The following is an 18,249-nucleotide window of genomic DNA, read 5'->3' on the forward strand; positions in this document are numbered from 1 at the left end:
CTTACTCCCCCTTTACTTGATTACCGTGCCGCATAATTCGGATTCCATTGCAGCCACCAGTTCTCCAGCAGCTTGGCCGCGATGTCCGACAGTTTTCCTAACAGCGCATAGATCAAGATGCTGAGTACGATGACGTCCATTTGGAAAAATTCCCTGGCGTTCATAGCCATATACCCTAAGCCGGATTTGGCTGCAACCGTTTCGGCTACAATCAGCGTGAGCCACATGATGCCGAGGGCATAACGGAGGCCTACCAGAATCGAAGGGAGCGCTCCCGGCAAAATGATGTGCAAATAGAGAGAGAAGCCTCTCATTCCGTATACTTGACCCATCTCGATCAACCCCGGATCAATCGAGCGGATGCCGTGGAGCGTATTCAAATAAACCGGGAAAAATACGCCCAACGATACGAGCACCAGCTTGGCCGGTTCCTCAATCCCAAACCAGATGATGACCAGCGGAATCAGGGAAAGGTGGGGGATGGTTCGTATCATCTGGATAGACGAGTCAGCTAATCTTTCGGCTGTGCGCCAGAAGCCGTTCATTAATCCGAATAGAAACCCAAGGCTGCCGCCTATAATCAAACCGCTGAATGCCCGCTTGGCGCTAATTCCGACATGGGTGAACAGCTCGCCGGATTGCAGCATGCTGATCAAGACGCTCAACACCTTCAACGGCTGCGGCAATACATTCGAAGGAATAAGCTCCGCGCTGGTAAGCACATGCCAGGCCAACAGGATCAGCACAGGGAAGATCCAGGGGGCAACTTGATGAAAGCGCTGCTTGGCTTTTGACTCTTTCAACTGTAAGTACACTCCTTTCATCGGTCTCTTTATTTGGCTGCTGCCGTTATTTTTTTCAGGTCTTCTTCAAAAGCCGTGCTCCAAATGTCGCTGACCTCTATTTTGTTCTTTAAGAGTCCTACACTGGTCAGAGTATCAGCGACATCCTGCTGGGAAGCGATCGCCTTATCGAAGTTTGCGGAGAGCTTTGACGGACGCTGCTCTTCGCCCTTCTTCAACGTGTCAAGCGCCTGCTCGACGGGCTGCTTCGTATGGGTTGCAGTAATTTCGGCCCACTTCTGCTGGTTGCTGCGGGTCCAAGCGTAAAACTTGTCCAACCGAGTTAAAAAATCGACGATAGCAGCGTGTTTACCCGGATCGTTAATCGCTTCGGGTGTAGCTTCATACAAGAAATTTCCCGATAGGATATCCTTGGCGCTGGCCAGTTCTGTCGCTCCGTTCTGATGAGCGGAAATAATGGCGTTGCCGTAGCTTGCCAATGCGTCGACTTTGCCGCTGATGAGCGCGCTTAAGCCGTCTGATGTCGATAATGGCACGGCATCAATATCCGTCCAGGACAAACCGGCATTCTGAAGCATTTTGACTAAAAAATAGTGAGCCGTCGTGGCGTTTACGTAAGCTACCTTTTTTCCCTTCAACTCGGCTATGCTCTTGATCGGCGAGCCTTTTGGAATGACGAGCTCTTGATTTAAAGTAGTAGACTCGAAAGAAGCGATGATTTTGAAGTTCCCCCCGTTTGCCGCTTGAGAAGCGAATATGGGAGGGATTTCACTGGTGGAGCCGAGATCCAGATTGTTCGCTGCCATCGCTTCAAGCTGCAGATTACCGCCCTGAAATACACTGTACTGCACTTTATAAGGAGTATTGCTGAGTCCGGCCTCTTTAAAGCCTAACTCCAAATTGCTCCAGCCGGTCTGACCGACGCGCAGGGTGACTTTGCTAAGGTCGACGGAAGGCGAAGCGGGAGCAGTGCTGGCTGCTGCCGCAGGTGCCGAAGATGCTGACTGGGATGCTGATTCTCCGGAAGAGGCTGGCTTGCTGCCGCACCCGGCGGCTAGAGCAACGATGAATAAAGAAATAGCGGTTTGACTGGCGAGCTTTCTGAACACGGTCATGATCGAATATGCACCCTTTTCCACGTAATTTATGTATTATCATTTCGCATAAGCTTCCTGAATGATGCGGCGGCCCCATTGATCCGCTTGTTGAAGCGCTTGAATAAGAAGAGACTCATTCACCTCGAAAGACAAACCTTTATCCGCATTTTCCCGCAGCTGAAATCTCCTGGCTATCTCAATCGCAATAATTGCGGGGTCTTGAACGATTCCAAGCTCTTTTAATGTAAGGGGGAGGCCCAGCTTATGGAGCCAAATGGCAAGCTGATTGATTTCCGCTTCTGTTCTCTGTTCAAGCACGACCTGGGTTAGAAGTCCGAATGCAACCTTCTCCCCATGCAGGGAGCCGCTGGTTTGCGGGATAAAGGTCAGGCTGTTGTGGATGGAATGGGCGATGGCGGCGCGGGCGGTTGAACCTTGGAGGGTTCCGGCCAATCCTGCGAGAACGATGACGGCATCGATCGTTTCCGTAAAGGCAGGAGTCACTTTTCCCGTCCCGGCCGTTTCATAAGCTTGTAAAGAATGAGTGTGCAGCCTGTCTAGCGCAAGTTTGGCCGTTTGAGTCGCGAATCGGATATCTAATCCGTCGGGATCGTCATTGCTGTTTACGACGGTTTCATACCATTTCACTATCGTGTCGCCGATGCCTGAGGCCAGATAGCGTTTGGGGGCTGCTGCCAGAACACGCGTATCTGCAAGCACTAGCGCGGGCGAGCGTTGATTCAATAAGTATCCGGAGGAACGCCCCAGATCGTCATAGAGCACGGAGACCGCTGCCCAGGAAGCGCAGGTTGCCGCCACTGTCGGTACAGCGACAACAGGAAGGCTGAGCTTGCCGCCAACCGCCTTGGATAGATCCAGGGCTTTTCCGCCGCCGATGCCGATGACCACGTCAGCCTTTTTCTCCAAAGCGGTAACCGTATAGGCTTCGACTTCCGAAGTCGTGACCTTCCCGCCGAACTCGAGAATCGAGTAGGCAATCCCTGATTGGTCTAAACTGTCAAGGAAAATGGACCTTACGGTGTCCAGTGCTTTTTTGCCGGCGATGATCAACGCTGTCTTCCCAAGAGGGGCGATCAACGATCCGCTTTTGAACAATAGGTCAGGTTCATTCCAATATTGCTCAGGTGCCTTAACGGTAATCATTGTTTCCTTCACTCCTTATAGAGATTGTTTTGGATAAAAATTCTATTATTCCCATGTTTTAAGTGTGGATATATGGCAACACTATCACCCGTGCTTTAAAGCGTCTAATTGATGTTTTCTATCCAAGCATAGACTGCTTCTATGTAAACGTTGTCAAATAAAAGGTACCCTGCTTTATAAATGTTCTCTATCTATGAATAGAACTTGTGTATTAGACGAAGTGCAAGGGATCAGGTAAGATTAGGCAACACATAACTCATAAAACTCATTTGAAAAGTTGGATTTATTTGAAATCGATCTAGCCGGCTGGAAATCTGGAGGCTAAGGTTGCCGTCGTATGCTTTACGCGGACGACCTTAGCCTTCAATATTAACGAAAGGATTTCGAGGTTATGGTGAAACGTAATCGTGATGGGGAGCTTCATCTATCATTATCTTTGCTGGACACTGCTTATTATCCCGGCAGTTGGAGACACCCGGAGGCTGAACCGGAAAGGCTGCTCGATCCTGTTTTTTTCTATAGGTTGGCACAGACGGCGGAACGCGGGAAATTTGATCTTCTTTATGTAGATCATACAGGTCAAAACGATTATGTTAGAGCCACCGGCAAGGAGCCTGTCCTGCTGCTCGAGCCATTGACGCTGCTAACCTCGCTCGCTTCGGTGACCGAGTACATCGGATTAGGCACGGCTGTTGCCACAGCCGTACACGAGCCGTATGCCATCGCTCGGATTTTGGCCGTCATTGACCATTTAAGCCATGGAAGAACGGCCTGGTTCGCCGGAACGACGGGAGCATATGAACCTAAGCGCCAAGGGGCCGGCCGCATTTCTTCGGATTTACCGGATGCGGAACAGGTGGAGCGTAAGCGGGAGTTCATTGAAGTTGCGGACAAGTTATGGGACAGCTGGGAAGATGGCGCTTTGTTGATTGATAAGTCGATGGGGCGGTTTCTTGATTCCGATAAGGTGCATTTGATTCACCACACCGGAAAACATTTTAAAGTGCGAGGGCCTTTAAGCGTTCCAAGACCTCCGCAGGGGCGTCCCGTTAGTATCGGGGTGCTCGACGGACTAGCCGAGCTGAATGAAGCCGACATCGAAGGCAAAGATCTTATTCTATGCTCGCAGCACACGCTGGATGAGGCCAGGATCTTCTACAAATTACTCAAAGAAAAGGCTCTGAGCGCCGGGAGGGCAGCGCATGAGGTGAAAGTGCTCATTCATTTATTCCCTATCTTGGGGGCGACGGAGCAGGAAGCCCGGGATAAAGCGGCGGCACTAAAGGAACTCGCCGATCCCGTGGCCGGGCTTCGCGGGACCCATGTGTTTGTGGGGACTGCGGCTCAGCTCGCGGATTGGATCGAGGAATGGTATCAAGCTTATGGCAGCGACGGATTTAATCTTCAGTTTCCCGTACTGCCGAACGGACTCGATACATTTGTCGATGAGGTCATCCCTCTATTGCAAAGCCGAGGCTTATTCCGAACCTCTTATGCCGGCCGTACGCTTCGAGGTCATTTGGGTTTGAAGGTGCCTGCTCATCCATACGCCTATCATGAAGGGGGACTGCTCAGATGAATGATAGCAAGCCGTTGCATTTAGCAGTATTTTTGGCTGGCCCAGGCTTGCATGCGGGGGGCTGGCGGCATCCGGACACCCATGCCGACCGATTGTTGGATCTTTCATTCTATCATGAATTCGCCAAAATATCGGAGCGCGGATTGTTCGATACGATCATGCTGGTCGAACAGATCGCAATCGGAGAAAGTCATGGGAAGGTAGTCGAGGAACGGCCCATACCAACACTTGATACGGTCACCGTGCTTGCGGCTATGGCCGCCGTTACCGAGAAGATCGGTTTAACAGCGACCCTATCTACGACTTATAACGATCCATTCCATGTTGCCTTACGCTTTGCCGCCTTGGATTATATAAGCGGCGGCCGGGCAGGCTGGAATATAGTGACCTCCCAGGATGCCCGCGTAGCGCTCAACTTCAGTCAGGAAGCCCATTTGGACCATGCTTTGCGCTATCGGCGAGCGGGCGAATTTGTCGATGTCGTCAAGAAGTTTTGGGACAGCTGGGAAGATGACGCACTGCTCGCTGAGACGAGAACAGGCGCGTTCTACGATATCGCCAAGGTCCATGATGTCGATCATGCCGGAGAGTTCTTCAACATCAGCGGTAAAGCTTATACTCCCAGGCCGATTCAAGGTTACCCGGTATTGTTCCAGGCGGGATCGTCCGAAAGCGGCAAACAGTTAGCCGCCCAACATGCGGAGGCGATTTATACGGCTCAGGACAACCTTGAGGAAGCACAAGTTTTCTATGAAGATTTAAAAGGGCTGCTCGGACGTTATGGCCGCAGACGGGAACAATTGCTTATTTTACCCGGATTCTCTCCCGTCCTTGGATCGACCGAAAGTGAAGCCAAGGAGCTGGAGCGGCAATTCAACGAATTTGTTCATCCCGAATATGCGGTAAAACTGCTGTCAGGGCTGTTAAATGTTGATTTATCGACCTATCCGATCGACGGGCCGGTACCCATTGGGGAAATTAACGTGGCAGCCAGTCACAATAAAAGCCGGGTACAGCTCCTTAAGGATTTGGCGGAGCGGGAGCGATTGACCATTCGGCAGCTCAGCAAGCATGTTGTGGCGGCAAGCGGACATTATTCTTTCGTTGGAACGCCTGAGCAGCTGGCCGACCTGATGGAGGCATGGATCGATCAAGGAGCTTGCGACGGATTTACGATCATGCCTTCCCATTACTTGCGAGGACTGGAGGACTTTGTCGACCACGTCGTACCGATCCTGCAGCAGCGCGGGCGGTACAGGACAGCATACAGCGGAAGTACCTTGCGTGATCACTTGGGACTTGAGCGTCCGGCTAACCGATGGTCGAATGCGACGGCATCTGGCGTTGCTGCCCAAACCTAAATCATAAAGGAGAATCACATGAAGAACACAATCCTTCGTACAAGTGCACTATTGCTGGGCGCCGTTAGCCTGATCGTAGCAGGCTGCGCTAACCAAAACGGCGGTTCCGCCACGGCTACTGGGACAGGCTCCGCCTCGTCTGACAGTAATCAACAAACCGTTGTGAAGGTTGCTTTAAACGGTGTTCCCGTTCCTCTGTTCAGTTTTCTCGATGATAAGAATCAGCCTGCCGGTTACATGATCGATTACCTCAAGGAAGTGGAAAAGAAGCTGCCTGAATATCAGTTCCAGTATGAAGCGGTGGATACTGATTCCCAGTTAATCGGAACGGATTCCGGCAAATATGCTTTAGCCGCGAACTTCTGGTTCAAAAACCCCGAGAGAGAGAAGAAATACTTGTTCCCGGAGTGCGAGTATGGGTATTCAATAACCGCGCTGGCTGTCAAAGAGGATCGGAATGATATCAAGACGTTGGACGATCTGGCAGGGAAAAAGCTGGTTCCCATGACCCCGACATCCGGCTTGAGGTATATCATTAAGGACTACAATATCCAGCATCCGGGCAAAGAAATCAGAATCGAAGATATTGATAGGACGACGGCATCCGATGATTTGAAGCTCGTTGATTCCGGCAAATATGACGCGACATTCATAAATATTAACAGCTTTGATGATGCCAACAATCGCTTGAAGCTGAAAGTGAAAATCGGTGGAGTTATTTCCAAAGAGCCGGTATGGTTCTTGTACAATAAAAATCAATCGGAGCTTGCAAAGAAGATTGATGCTGTAACCGTTCAACTGACGAACGACGGAACCCTTTCGAAGCTCGCGGAGAAATGGTTTGATGTCGATTTCTTCAAAAGCCTTGATTATGTCAAACAGGGCCATCAATTCAGGAAAGAAAACAAATGATGAATAACAATTGGGAGACGACTGCAAGCCTCATTCTTAAAATAGCCGAAAGGCTGCCTACTACCTTGACGCTGATGATTTTATCGTCCATTTGTGGTCTCTTGCTGGGATTCGTTATCGCCATAGTCAGAATTCGAAAGAAGCGGATTTCATATTTCATCGCCACGACGTATTTATCGTTTATGCGCTGTACGCCGGCAATTGTCCAACTGTTCTTGATATATTACGGCTTGCCGCAGCTGCTCTTGCTGTTTCATATTAATGTGAATGACTGGGACAAGCTGATTTTTGCAGTCATCACCTTCTCGTTACATAGTGCCGCTTTTTTATCAGAGGTTATTCGTTCCTCTTATCTGGCGGTAGGAAGCGGTCAACAGGAGGCGGCTTACAGTGTCGGCATGACGTATTTTCAAAGCTTGAGACAGATTATTTTGCCTCAAGCCCTCGGTCTGGCGCTGCCGAACCTCGGAAACAATCTAATCATTTTGCTCAAAGAAACATCGCTTGCGTTCACTATAGGCATTACGGATATTATGGGACAAGTACAGGTGATCATCGGCAACAATTATGGAGCCAACATATTCGAAGTGTACATCATCGTTTCGATCATGTATTGGTTGCTCTGCATCGCCATTGAAACATTGTTCGGGAGATTGGAGCGGCGTTCGAGGAAAGGGCAGGTAAGTATTGCGAGATAAGCAGAAGCGAATCAGGATGTGAAGATAGTATGGATAATTTTAGCTTGGAGTTTGCCATCCTTAAATTTCCGGAAGTAGTCAAAGCCGTTCCGACCACCTTGCTGGTGGCGGTCATTTCGATGCTGCTTGGTTTTATCGTCGGTCTCGTCATCGCGCTGTGCCGGATATACAAAGTACCCGTACTGGATAAGCTGGGGGCGCTGTACGTTTCTTTTATCAGAGGGACGCCCTTGCTGGTTCAGATTTATGTCACTTTCTATGGAACGCCGCTGCTCGTAGAGTTTCTTCACAAACAGCTGGGCTGGAATTTGCCGCTTGATGCGATCTCTCCGCTTGGATTCGCGTTGATTGCGTTCACGTTGAATGCGGCTGCCTATCAGTCTGAGATTATTCGTTCGGCGTTAAGCTCAACGGACGCGGGGCAAATGGAGGCAGCTCTTTCTGTGGGGATGACAACCTACCAAGGCTTGATGAGAATTATTACTCCGCAAGCAATGGTTATTGCGCTCCCCAACTTCGGCAACATTTTTATCGGATTGATTAAAGGGACTTCGCTGGCTTTCACCGTGAAAGTCATCGAGATTATGGCAAGCGCGAAAATCGTGGCGGGTGACGGCTATCGGTACTTAGAAATGTATGTCGACGCATCCATTGTTTACTGGGTGCTCTGCTTTGCATTCGAGAAGCTCTTTGAATGGCTCGAGGAGCGGAGCGGCCGTTTCGAGAAGAAGATGGCCATCTGATCATTCGGGGCATCCCTAGACATATAGAAATTTTGAATGGGTAAATAGAATATTACGATATACGGTATTGCCAAGTATTGGTATACACTATAAATAACGATCTAATCCCGATAATACCGATGTGTATATTTGGTCAAAAGTAGGAGGGGCGTATGTCGCAACGAAAATTAAAGCTAGGGGCCAATTTAAACGGAGTTGGAAACAGCATCTCTTTCTGGCGGCACCCGGATGTGCCGACCGATGCAAGCGTCAGCTTTGAATTCTACAAGAAGCAGGCGCTTAAGGCGGAGCAGGGAAAATTTGATCTATTGTTTATTGCGGATGGCTTGTTCATTAACGAGAAATCCAATCCGCACTTTCTGAACCGGTTCGAGCCGTTAACCCTTCTGTCCGCTCTTGGGACAGTCACCTCGAACATCGGTCTGGTCGCGACGTTATCTACATCTTACAGCGAGCCGTTCACAGTCGCCAGACAGTTCGCTTCGATCGACCACATTAGCGGCGGGAGATCGGGATGGAACGTGGTGACTTCGCCGCTCGAAGGCTCCGCGCTGAACTTCGGTAAGGGAGAGCATCCGCACCACTCCTTGCGCTACGAAATCGCCGAAGAGCATCTGGGAGTCGTCAAGGGCTTGTGGGATTCATGGGAGGATGATGCATTCGTACGCGACAAAGCGAGCGGCGTATTCTTCGATCCGGCCAAGATGCACACCCTGAATCATAAAGGGAAGCACTTTTCCGTTCAAGGACCGCTCAATATCGCTCGATCGAGGCAAGGCTATCCGGTCATATTTCAAGCCGGTTCCTCGGAGTCGGGCAAGGACCTCGCCGCCCATTCGGCCGACGCCGTATATACGGGACATGAAATGTTCGAGGAAGCAAGGCAGTTCTATCAGGACGTAAAGTCCAGAGCGACGGAGTATGGGCGTAATCCTGATGAGATTCTGATCTTTCCGGGCATCGGCCCGATCGTCGGCAGAACCGAAGAAGAGGCCGAGCGCAAATATCAGGAAATCGCCGAGCTGGTCTCGATTGAGCAGGCGCTCAATTATTTGGGCCGTTACTTTGAGCATTTCGACTTCTCCTCATTCCCGCTGGATGCTCCGTTCCCCGACATTGGCGATCTCGGAAGCAACAGCTTTCGGAGTACGACGGACAAGATCAAACGGGATGCCAAGGAACAGGGGTTAACGCTGCGTCAAGTCGCGCAGCGGGCTTCAACGCCGAGAAGCAATTTTGTCGGCACGCCCGAGAAAGTAGCCGATCTGATTCAGCAATGGTTCGAAGGAGGCGCGGCTGACGGCTTCAATATTCGTACGGTCGTGCCGAACGGGTTGGCCGACTTTGTCGATTTGGTCGTACCGATTCTACAGCAGCGCGGTATCTTTCGTACGGAGTATGAAAGCAATACGCTGCGCGGAAACCTGGGGCTTTCGATTCCACGCAACCGGTATACGCTTAAGCCTGAAGTTGTGTGAAGGTATGGAATTTCAACGATACATAAGCAGTACATAAACAGGAGAGTGTACCCATGAAAATCATGAAAATCATGACCATTTCGATAGCTGCCGTATTCCTGCTCGCAGGCTGCGGCGCAAAGGATGAGGCTAAGCCGGCTTCTAACGGGGGAGCTAACGCGGCTCCCGCCACGGCTCCACCAAGCGCAGCGCCGCAGAAGGTGCAGAAGATCATAGTCGGCACGAGCGGCACCTTCAAAGACGTTACTTTTTTTGACGACAAAGGCAACCTGACCGGTTATGACATCGAATTAACCAAGGAAATCGACAAACGTCTCCCCGAATACGAATTTGAATTCAAGACGATGGAGTTTCCGAATATCCTGCTGAGCCTGGAAGCTAACAAAATCGATCTGGCCGTTAACCAATATGAAGTGAACCCGGAAAGACAAGCGAAGTTTCTGTTTAACGATGAAGCGTATAACATCTGGCCAAGCAAAGTCGTTGTCCATAAAGACAACAATACGATCAACTCGATCGAAGATCTGAAAGGCAAGAAGGTCATCACATCCCCGGGAAGCAACGGAGCGGCGTGGCTGCAGGATTACAACAAGAATCACGGAAATCCGTTCGAGCTTGTATTCTCCGGAAGCGGCGGAACGAACGATATCATCAACCAAATCAAAACGGGCCGCGTCGACGCCACCATCAGCTCACTGTTCCAGGTGACGGGTCGGAATCGGGATGCGGATGCGCAGCAGAAAGTAGTAGGGCCTGTCTTGTACACCTCGAAAATCTACTACGTGCTGCGCAAAGACGAAACCGAATTGAAGAGCAAGATTGATGAAACGCTGCGCGAAATCAAGAAGGACGGAACGCTGGCGAAGCTGAGCAAACAATGGCTGGGCGAGGATTTCACGGTTAACGAATAATTTGCCGAGTCATAGAGAGGCATAAGGTGTCGAATGGGGAAACCGTTTGATTTTACACTCATATGGGTATTTCTTCCGAAGCTGCTGTCATTTCTGCATGTCACCTTGTTCATCGTCGTCGCTTCCGTTGCGCTGGGCGTCGTCGCAGGAATCATTATGGCGCTGCCCAGACTGTATAAGATTCCCGTGCTCAACCGGATCGTGATCATCTACATCTCGTATACAAGGGGCACCCCGATCCTGATACAGATGTTCCTCGTCTATTACGGCTTGCCTGAGCTGCTCAAGGCTGTCCATGTCGACGTGACCGATGTCCAGCCGCTTGTGTTCGTAATCTTGACGTACGCGCTTCACTTTGCCGCTTATTTCTCTGAAATCGTAAGAGCCTCAGTCAACGCCGTCGACCGCAGTCAAGCGGAGGCCGGGTATTCCATCGGCATGGGAAGCTACGACGTATTGAAGCGGATCGTACTGCCGCAAGCCTGGAAGGTAGCCTTTCCGAATGTGGCGAATTTGGTCATCAGCACCTTGAAGGATACGTCTCTTGCTTATACGCTGGGCGTGATGGATGTCGTCGGACGTGCCGAAATGCTGGGAACGACGTACCATTTTCTAGAAATCTGGATCGCGCTTTCGATCATTTACTATTCGATCGTCCTTATCTTCGAGTATATGTACCGCAGAATAGAGCACAGGCTGAACAAGTATGAGAAGCCTGTCGCTGCCATCGACTAAAGAGGAGGGGGGATGGCTATCCAAATCGATTTCGGCTTTATCCTTGAGGCTTTCATGGCTATGCTGAAGGCGCTGCCGCTTACCTTGGTGATTTCCATCGTGCCGTTGTTTACGGGATTCATCGTCGGTACCGTTGTTGCCTTCGTACGCATGTATGAGGTCAAATATATCCATCGTATCGCTCAATTCTATGTCTCCTTCTTCCGGGGAACGCCACTGCTGCTTCACATTATGCTTATCTATTTTGCTCTTCCGATGATTTTCGACGCGTTGGCGGTGCGTTATGGGTGGGAGGTGCGTTCCAACGTGATCCCCCTGATCCTGTTTATCTTGGTTGCGTTCACGCTGAATATCGGCGCTTATATGTCGGAAACGATCCGATCCGGGATCTTGTCGGTGAGCATTGGGCAATTGGAGGCAGCCTTATCTGTAGGCATGACAACACCGCAAGCGATGAAGCGCATCGTGATTCCTCAGGCATTAATGGTGAGCCTGCCGAACCTGCTGAGCAAATTCGTCGGCTTGCTGCACGGCTCTTCGCTGGCCTTCATGATATCCTTGCAGGAATTGAACGGAACGGCGCATATCGTGGCTATGAGAAACTGGAAATACCTGGAGGCTTATATTGCGGCGGCAGTCGTCTACTGGATATTAACGATTATAGCCGAGTATATTTCGGGCTTACTGGAAAAACGGTTGAATGTGTACAGCAGGGGCGGCGTGGCGTAAGCTTGCTTGAACAGTGCGAACGAACCATACCTAATTTCTTATTCATGTAATTGGAATTATAAGTGATTTGAATAAGGCACGCATGACTATATTTGGGGGGTGTAACATGATAACTTTAGCGAAAATCACAAAATCGTTCGGACGGAACCAAGTGCTCCAAGGTATCGACTTGACGGTAAACAAAGGTGAAGTCGTGGCCATTCTGGGGCCGAGCGGCTCCGGCAAAACGACGCTGCTGCGGTGTGTGAATTATTTGGAGAAGCCGAACGACGGCGTCATCACAATCGATGATTTCAGCGTCGATTGCAAGCGAGCCACCAAGAAGGAGATTCACCAATTGCGCCAAAAGACGGCCATGGTGTTCCAACAGTACAATCTGTTCCGTCATAAGACGGCGCTCGAGAACGTCATGGAAGGGCTTGTAGTCGTAAAGAAGCTGCCAAAGGAGGAAGCGCGGCAGCGCAGCATCGAGCTGCTGGAGAAAGTAGGTCTCAGGAGCAAGCTGGATTCGTACCCGTCCCAGTTGTCCGGAGGCCAGCAGCAGCGTGTAGGCATCGCCCGCGCGCTGGCCTTGAATCCGGAAGTCATCTTGTTCGACGAACCGACCTCAGCTCTTGATCCCGAGCTGGTCGGCGAAGTGCTTTCGGTCATTCGCAAGATCGCTAAGGAAGGGATTACGATGATCATCGTTACCCATGAGATGACCTTCGCGCAGGATGTCGCGAGCCACGTCGTTTTTATGGATGAGGGAGTCATTGTGGAGGAGGGTAAGCCTGGCGAGCTGTTCAATCAGCCGAAAGAGGAACGGACGAAGCAGTTCCTGAGGCGAATTAGACCTGAGTTGTCATATTCCATCTAGGAGGTAACCGCCGTGGCGATTGCGATTAGCGTTCTGGACCAAAGTCCGATCTACCCGGGTGAAACAGCCACAGAAGCGTTCGCACATACGATTGAGCTGGCGAGGAAGGCGGAAGAACTCGGCTTCCGCCGATTCTGGGTGTCGGAGCACCACGATTCCGAGAATACGGCAGGGTCGTCACCGGAGGTGCTGATTTCGCATCTGCTCGCCAAGACAGAGAGGATTCGCATCGGCTCCGGGGGCATCATGCTTCAGCACTATAGTCCGTATAAGGTTGCGGAGAATTTCAATGTGCTCGCTTCGCTGGCTCCGGGACGCGTGGATTTGGGAGTCGGTCGAGCACCGGGCGGACTGCCTCGCAGTACACAAGCTTTGCAGCAAGGTATTGCGGCTCCCCAATCGTTAACCGAGAAGCTGGTTGAGCTCGATTCGTATGTAAACAACCGTCTCCCGGAGAACCATCCGTTAGCCGGGGTGAAAGTGTCGCCTATCCCGCCTAGCCCCCCTGAGATCTATGTGCTCGGCGCCAGCAAAGATAGTGCGGAGATTGCCGCTTCGCTTGGATTGCCCTATGTGTTTTCCTTAGCGATTAATGGAGATCAAGCTGCAGCCATCGAGGCGATCCAAGCTTATCGGTCGCGGTTTCAGGCTGAATCAGGCAGAACGCCTCAAGCTTTGCTAGCCTTGTCGGTTGTGGTGGCGGACACCGATGAGGTGGCTCAGGAACTCGTCGGTGGGCATAAGCATTACAAAATTCATCTGGCGAGCGGAAAGAAGTTGACTGTCGGTACGTTGGAGCAGGCGGAGGAGTTCGGCCGGCAATCCGATGAACCGTACACGATCGAAGAGAAGCAGACGGAAGTCACGAAAGGCTCTAAGGAAACGGTGCGGAGGGAGCTGTTGTCTCTGCAGGAAAAGTCAGGCGTCAACGAATTTATTGTAACGACGAGAATTCAGAATTTCTCCAGTCGCCTCCGCTCATTCGAGCTGCTGCATGAAGCGTTGAAAGGAGTCGCAGCCGGAATATAGCTGTGTCTGATAGCCGTTACATCAATTGAGGAGGAAATGGGATGAGTCAGGTTGATATTCAAGCGTACCTTGATACGCATCATCAGTTAGTTCTGGCCGTGGAGGGACTAAATAAGGAGCAATTAACATGGAAGGCGGCTCCGGAATCATGGAGCGTCACCGAAGTTCTTGCACATCTTGCCGACCACAGCATTGTCGTTTCATTCCGGATTCGTGATATTCTGGCAGGCACGACGGCCCGGCTGCCTGCGTTCAATCAAGACGCATGGGTGAGCGGGCAGAAGGCGAATGACGGCGATGCGGCCGACATTCTGGAGGTGTTCGGACAGCTGCTCCGTTACAACAGCTTGTTATACCGGCGTTTGACCGATGAGGATTGGGAGAAGACGGGCGTTAATGCCAAGGGCGAAACGGTGCGGATCGTGGACATTGTCAAAGGATTCACGAAGCATGTGAACGTCCATCTGGGACAAATCGAACGAATCAAGCAGGCTTCCGTTGCCGTATAAGGCGATGCGGGTCCCGGGTCTTGCGGAGGAGGAATCCAATCATGTCCAGAAACAGACAATTAAAGCTGGGCGCTATGCTGCACGGTGTCGGAAGCAGTACGTCCGCATGGCGTCATCCTGATGCCATTGCCGACGCCAGCGTCAATTTCGAACTCTATAAGAAATGGGTGCAGAAGGCGGAAGCGGGGAAGCTGGATCTTGTATTTATCGCAGACGGTCTCTATATTAACGAGAAATCGATCCCTCATTTCTTGAATCGATTCGAGCCCATCTCCATACTAAGCGCGCTCGCGAGCGTCAGCCGGCATATCGGTCTCGTCGGAACGTTATCGACGTCTTACAGCGAGCCTTTTACCGTAGCCCGTCAATTCGGATCGCTCGATGTCATCAGCGGCGGACGTGCCGGTTGGAACATCGTCACTTCCCCGCTCGAGGGCTCCGCCTTGAATTACGGAAAGAAGGAGCATCCTGACCACGATCTGCGCTACCGAATCGCGACCGAATTCCTGGAAGTGACGCGCGGCTTGTGGGATTCATGGGAAGACGATGCGTTCGTGCGCAACAAGGCTTCGGGCGTGTTCTTCGAGCCGTCGAAGATGCACACCTTGAATCATCAAGGGGAGTTCTTCTCGGTCAAAGGCCCGCTCAACATCGCCCGCTCCAAGCAAGGACACCCGGTCATCTTCCAAGCGGGCTCGTCGGAAGTAGGGAAAAACTATGCGGCCAAGGAAGCGGATGCCATATTTACGGGGCATGAGAAGCTGGAGGAGGCCGTCGGCTTTTACCAGGATGTGAAGAGCCGTGCGTCGTCCTTCGGCCGTAATCCGGACCACGTCCTCATCTTCCCGGGCATAAGTCCCATTATCGGAAGCACGGAGGAGGAAGCGGAGCGTAAGTATCAGAAGGCAGCTTCACTCGTCTCTGCTGAAGATGCGCTGGTGTATTTAGGCCGTTACTTCGAGCATCATGACTTCTCGCAATACGAGCTTGACGCGCCGTTCCCCGATCTTGGCAACCTAGGGAAGAACAGCTTCCAGAGCACAACCGATCGCATTAAACAACATGCGAAGGAGAACGGCCTGACCTTGCGTCAGGCTGCTCTGCAGGCTGCCACGCCTCGCAGCAACTTTATCGGTACGCCGGAACAGGTAGCCGACCGGATACAGCGATGGTTCGAAGCGGGTGGGGCGGACGGGTTCATGATTGGGTCTGCCGTACCGAACGCGCTGGAGCAATTCATCGATCACGTTGTTCCCATCCTGCAGGAGCGAGGTTTATTCCGTACGGAATACGAAAGCGAGACGCTGCGGGGCAATCTGGGGCTGCCGATCCCGAGGAACCGGTATTCAAAAGACGACGAACTGGTGGGGAAATCCTAAGAGGAGAAGCAGATGAATTTATACACGTCTATAACCGACAATTCATATTCGGTTAATCGGATAATGATAGGGGGATTGGAAAGTGTCAGTACAAGTTACTGCTGGACCCGAGGATATTAGAAGCGCCGATTCGGAGCAATTAATCAAGGAGTTGAGCGAGGAACTTGGAGTGCTGTACGACTCCGACGGCACTGCAGGCTTTGAGCCGTCAGACGTCGAAGTGCCGCGTGCCGCTTTCGTGGTTGCTCGAATAGACGGTTATCCGGTAGGATGCGGCGCACTGCGGCCTTTGGAAGACAATGCAGTAGAAGTCAAAAGGATGTACACCAGGTCCGGTTATCGTCGTAAGGGAGTGGCCCAAGCGATTTTGGCGGAGCTGGAGCGTCTGGCGTTGGAGTTTGGCTACAGCAGCATGAAGCTGCAGACCGGCCCGAAGCAGCCGGAAGCTGCGGCGCTTTATGAACGGGTCGGCTATTACCGCATTCCGATCTTCAGCGGGACGTGGGATCAAGTGCTGGCTTACCAGAAGGATTTGTCCTTCGCCAAGCCATCATCTGAGTTATCTGATCGAGAGGTAGGGATCACGATGAGTGAAGTTTACCGACTTGCCGCCGTGGAAGACGCCGAAAGACTGTTGCACGTCATCTATGAGGCCTACGAGACGATTCGTGAGCTGGAGCTTCATTGGCCGGCGGCTAATGCGGATCTTGCCCTTATTCAAGACAACATCACAAAGAACGAGTGCTACGTGCTGGAGCTGAACGGGAAAATCGCTGCAACGCTGACCTTGTCGAAGGAGAAACTGCATAGCTGGGAGACGGATCTTCCTTTCGTCAAATGGTTTGCAGTAGATCCGGAGTATCAGGGAATCGGAATCGGCACTAGGCTGCTTACTTGGGTGGAGGAAACGATTATCCGGGACAAACTTGGAGCGCCCGCCCTCACGCTGGCAACGGCTGAGAAGCATCCGTGGCTTTTGGCGATGTATGAAAAGAAGGGCTATGAGCGAATCGAGTCGATTGACCGGGGCAACGGAGACGGAACGATGCATCTCCTTCGGAAAGTCGTAAATCCTGCATTATACGATGCTCAGCTTCGCACTAAAGAGGAACAAAACGTATATAAATGACAATCCGAAATGGATTTAAAATGTGGAGGCACCTATCTGATGAGAACCATTTATCGCAACGGATTCATATTTACACTAACAGGTTTGATGCTGATACTGTAGGCTTGCGGCGGCTCGTCAACGCCCGCGGCCTCGGCGCCTCAGAAGCCGGCAGCTGCCGATAACGGGAAAACGTCCGAACCGGCGGCACCTCAGAAGGAAAAAGCGATTACGATCGGAATAGTCAACGCGCCAATAACCGTCAACCAAATCAATGACCAAGGAGATTCGGCATCGGACAATGTTATCGCCTTACTGAACGACTTATGTGTTTTTTAACAGGAAGGGCGAGGAGCTCGGCGTGTTCATTGAACGGCCTGAAGAGCTCACGGAGCTGCTGGACGAGTGGAAGGAAACGTTCTGGAACGAACATCCGGAATTCGACGGGCGCGGCAAAGCGATCTCGCAGCTGGAGGACACGGCGAAGAAATCATTGCTCCGTTATCTGAAGGCACGCAGAAGTCAGGTGCGTGAGACAGAGAAAACGGCAATTATTAGAGAACTGCAGCAGATTTTCGGAGGAGATGCGCAATGACAACCTTGAACGAATATTTGAAACAGAAGCGAGCTGCCTTGTTTGAGCGCCAGGAGAAGGCGGAGCAGCAGCCCGAGGCGGCAGGCGTTACGCTGCGGGCTAAAGCCCAAACTCTCGGACGCAGCGGGGTGAGGGAAATCCGCATCCGCGATTTTCAAGTGATCAGCGACAGTCCGCCGGATTTCGCGGGTTATAATCTTGGACCTTCCTCGCCGGAGCTTCAGCTTGGCGTACTGGGCAGCTGCTTGACGCATATTGCATTGATTCAGGCGGCGGAACGCGAGGTTTCGCTAGAATCGCTGGAGGTGGAGGTCGAGGGAGATATGCATCCGTTAGCCGGCAGACCCGGCTATGAACATATCCCTGTGTATCCTCATAACATTCGCTACAAGCTGTTCATCCAATCGGTTGAGTCAGAAGAAACGCTTCAAGCGCTTCATGAAGCCATCGAACAGGTATGCCCGATCTTCAATTTGCTCAAGAACCCGCAGGTTATTCACGGAGAATTGGTCGTGAATCAACGCAGCACAGGGGACATCCTATGAAATTCGCATGATTCA

The 18,249-nt window shown here is 51.5% G+C and carries 19 protein-coding genes and 1 pseudogene; 17 read left to right on the top strand and 3 right to left on the bottom strand.

The features are described from left to right. Positions 1 to 20: 20 nt before the first annotated feature. Genes JMF85_RS16415 through JMF85_RS16425 form a run of 3 tightly spaced genes read right to left on the bottom strand, consistent with a single transcriptional unit; the run spans position 21 to position 3,064 of the window. Positions 21 to 803: an ABC transporter permease subunit gene (locus tag JMF85_RS16415; protein WP_397375993.1), complete on the bottom strand. Its 783-nt coding sequence runs from the start codon at positions 801 to 803 to the stop codon at positions 21 to 23. 29 nt (positions 804 to 832) lie between these two features. Continuing rightward, positions 833 to 1,918, bottom strand: coding sequence for an ABC transporter substrate-binding protein (locus tag JMF85_RS16420; RefSeq protein WP_201318536.1), 1,086 nt, complete (start codon positions 1,916 to 1,918; stop codon positions 833 to 835). 39 nt (positions 1,919 to 1,957) lie between these two features. Continuing rightward, positions 1,958 to 3,064 (bottom strand): iron-containing alcohol dehydrogenase family protein, encoded by a 1,107-nt coding sequence (locus JMF85_RS16425; RefSeq protein WP_127604224.1) that lies wholly within the window; start codon positions 3,062 to 3,064, stop codon positions 1,958 to 1,960. Positions 3,065 to 3,455: 391 nt separating this feature from the next. On the opposite strand from JMF85_RS16425, the gene JMF85_RS16430 reads away from it, so the two are divergent. From JMF85_RS16430 to JMF85_RS16505, 17 genes and pseudogenes are all read left to right on the top strand, one after another. Then, positions 3,456 to 4,643: an LLM class flavin-dependent oxidoreductase gene (locus JMF85_RS16430; RefSeq protein WP_201318537.1), complete on the top strand. Its 1,188-nt coding sequence runs from the start codon at positions 3,456 to 3,458 to the stop codon at positions 4,641 to 4,643. Next, a complete protein-coding gene (locus JMF85_RS16435; protein ID WP_201318538.1) occupies positions 4,640 to 6,004 on the top strand; it encodes an LLM class flavin-dependent oxidoreductase in 1,365 nt (454 codons plus the stop codon). Before JMF85_RS16430 ends, JMF85_RS16435 begins: the two co-directional genes overlap by 4 nt. Positions 6,005 to 6,022: 18 nt before the next feature. Further along, positions 6,023 to 6,916 (top strand): transporter substrate-binding domain-containing protein, encoded by an 894-nt coding sequence (locus tag JMF85_RS16440; RefSeq protein WP_127604219.1) that lies wholly within the window; start codon positions 6,023 to 6,025, stop codon positions 6,914 to 6,916. After that, positions 6,913 to 7,614, top strand: coding sequence for an amino acid ABC transporter permease (locus JMF85_RS16445; protein ID WP_155614129.1), 702 nt, complete (start codon positions 6,913 to 6,915; stop codon positions 7,612 to 7,614). Before JMF85_RS16440 ends, JMF85_RS16445 begins: the two co-directional genes overlap by 4 nt. A gap of 29 nt (positions 7,615 to 7,643) precedes the next feature. Continuing rightward, on the top strand, positions 7,644 to 8,357 hold the full coding sequence (locus JMF85_RS16450) for an amino acid ABC transporter permease (protein ID WP_127604216.1): 714 nt from the start codon (positions 7,644 to 7,646) through the stop codon (positions 8,355 to 8,357). 152 nt (positions 8,358 to 8,509) lie between these two features. Next, a complete protein-coding gene (locus tag JMF85_RS16455) occupies positions 8,510 to 9,835 on the top strand; it encodes an LLM class flavin-dependent oxidoreductase (RefSeq protein WP_201318539.1) in 1,326 nt (441 codons plus the stop codon). 53 nt (positions 9,836 to 9,888) lie between these two features. Further along, positions 9,889 to 10,746, top strand: coding sequence for a transporter substrate-binding domain-containing protein (locus tag JMF85_RS16460; RefSeq protein ID WP_201318540.1), 858 nt, complete (start codon positions 9,889 to 9,891; stop codon positions 10,744 to 10,746). A gap of 33 nt (positions 10,747 to 10,779) precedes the next feature. Continuing rightward, positions 10,780 to 11,481 (top strand): amino acid ABC transporter permease, encoded by a 702-nt coding sequence (locus JMF85_RS16465; RefSeq protein ID WP_127604211.1) that lies wholly within the window; start codon positions 10,780 to 10,782, stop codon positions 11,479 to 11,481. A gap of 18 nt (positions 11,482 to 11,499) precedes the next feature. Then, positions 11,500 to 12,210: an amino acid ABC transporter permease gene (locus JMF85_RS16470; protein WP_164751705.1), complete on the top strand. Its 711-nt coding sequence runs from the start codon at positions 11,500 to 11,502 to the stop codon at positions 12,208 to 12,210. A gap of 106 nt (positions 12,211 to 12,316) precedes the next feature. Beyond that, positions 12,317 to 13,069, top strand: coding sequence for an amino acid ABC transporter ATP-binding protein (locus tag JMF85_RS16475; protein ID WP_127604209.1), 753 nt, complete (start codon positions 12,317 to 12,319; stop codon positions 13,067 to 13,069). 12 nt (positions 13,070 to 13,081) lie between these two features. Continuing rightward, positions 13,082 to 14,098: an LLM class flavin-dependent oxidoreductase gene (locus tag JMF85_RS16480; RefSeq protein WP_201318541.1), complete on the top strand. Its 1,017-nt coding sequence runs from the start codon at positions 13,082 to 13,084 to the stop codon at positions 14,096 to 14,098. A gap of 41 nt (positions 14,099 to 14,139) precedes the next feature. Further along, positions 14,140 to 14,607, top strand: a complete 468-nt coding sequence (locus JMF85_RS16485) for a DinB family protein (protein WP_127604205.1) — start codon at positions 14,140 to 14,142, stop codon at positions 14,605 to 14,607. A 41-nt stretch (positions 14,608 to 14,648) separates the two neighbouring features. Beyond that, positions 14,649 to 15,986 carry an LLM class flavin-dependent oxidoreductase gene (locus JMF85_RS16490; protein WP_201318542.1) on the top strand — a complete coding sequence of 446 codons (1,338 nt, stop codon included), beginning with the start codon at positions 14,649 to 14,651 and terminating at the stop codon, positions 15,984 to 15,986. A gap of 169 nt (positions 15,987 to 16,155) precedes the next feature. Then, positions 16,156 to 16,455 (top strand): annotated as a pseudogene (locus tag JMF85_RS28110) (GNAT family N-acetyltransferase); the annotation flags it as partial. A 117-nt stretch (positions 16,456 to 16,572) separates the two neighbouring features. Continuing rightward, a complete protein-coding gene (locus tag JMF85_RS28115) occupies positions 16,573 to 17,115 on the top strand; it encodes a GNAT family N-acetyltransferase (RefSeq protein ID WP_236595879.1) in 543 nt (180 codons plus the stop codon). Between the two features lie 340 nt (positions 17,116 to 17,455). After that, positions 17,456 to 17,689, top strand: a complete 234-nt coding sequence (locus JMF85_RS16500) for a hypothetical protein (RefSeq protein WP_127604199.1) — start codon at positions 17,456 to 17,458, stop codon at positions 17,687 to 17,689. Further along, complete coding sequence (locus tag JMF85_RS16505; protein WP_127604197.1) at positions 17,686 to 18,234, top strand: OsmC family protein; 549 nt, start codon at positions 17,686 to 17,688, stop codon at positions 18,232 to 18,234. Before JMF85_RS16500 ends, JMF85_RS16505 begins: the two co-directional genes overlap by 4 nt. Positions 18,235 to 18,249: the final 15 nt, after the last annotated feature.

The sequence above is a fragment of the Paenibacillus sp. EPM92 genome (assembly GCF_016586185.1).
Taxonomy (GTDB): domain Bacteria; phylum Bacillota; class Bacilli; order Paenibacillales; family NBRC-103111; genus Paenibacillus_G; species Paenibacillus_G validus.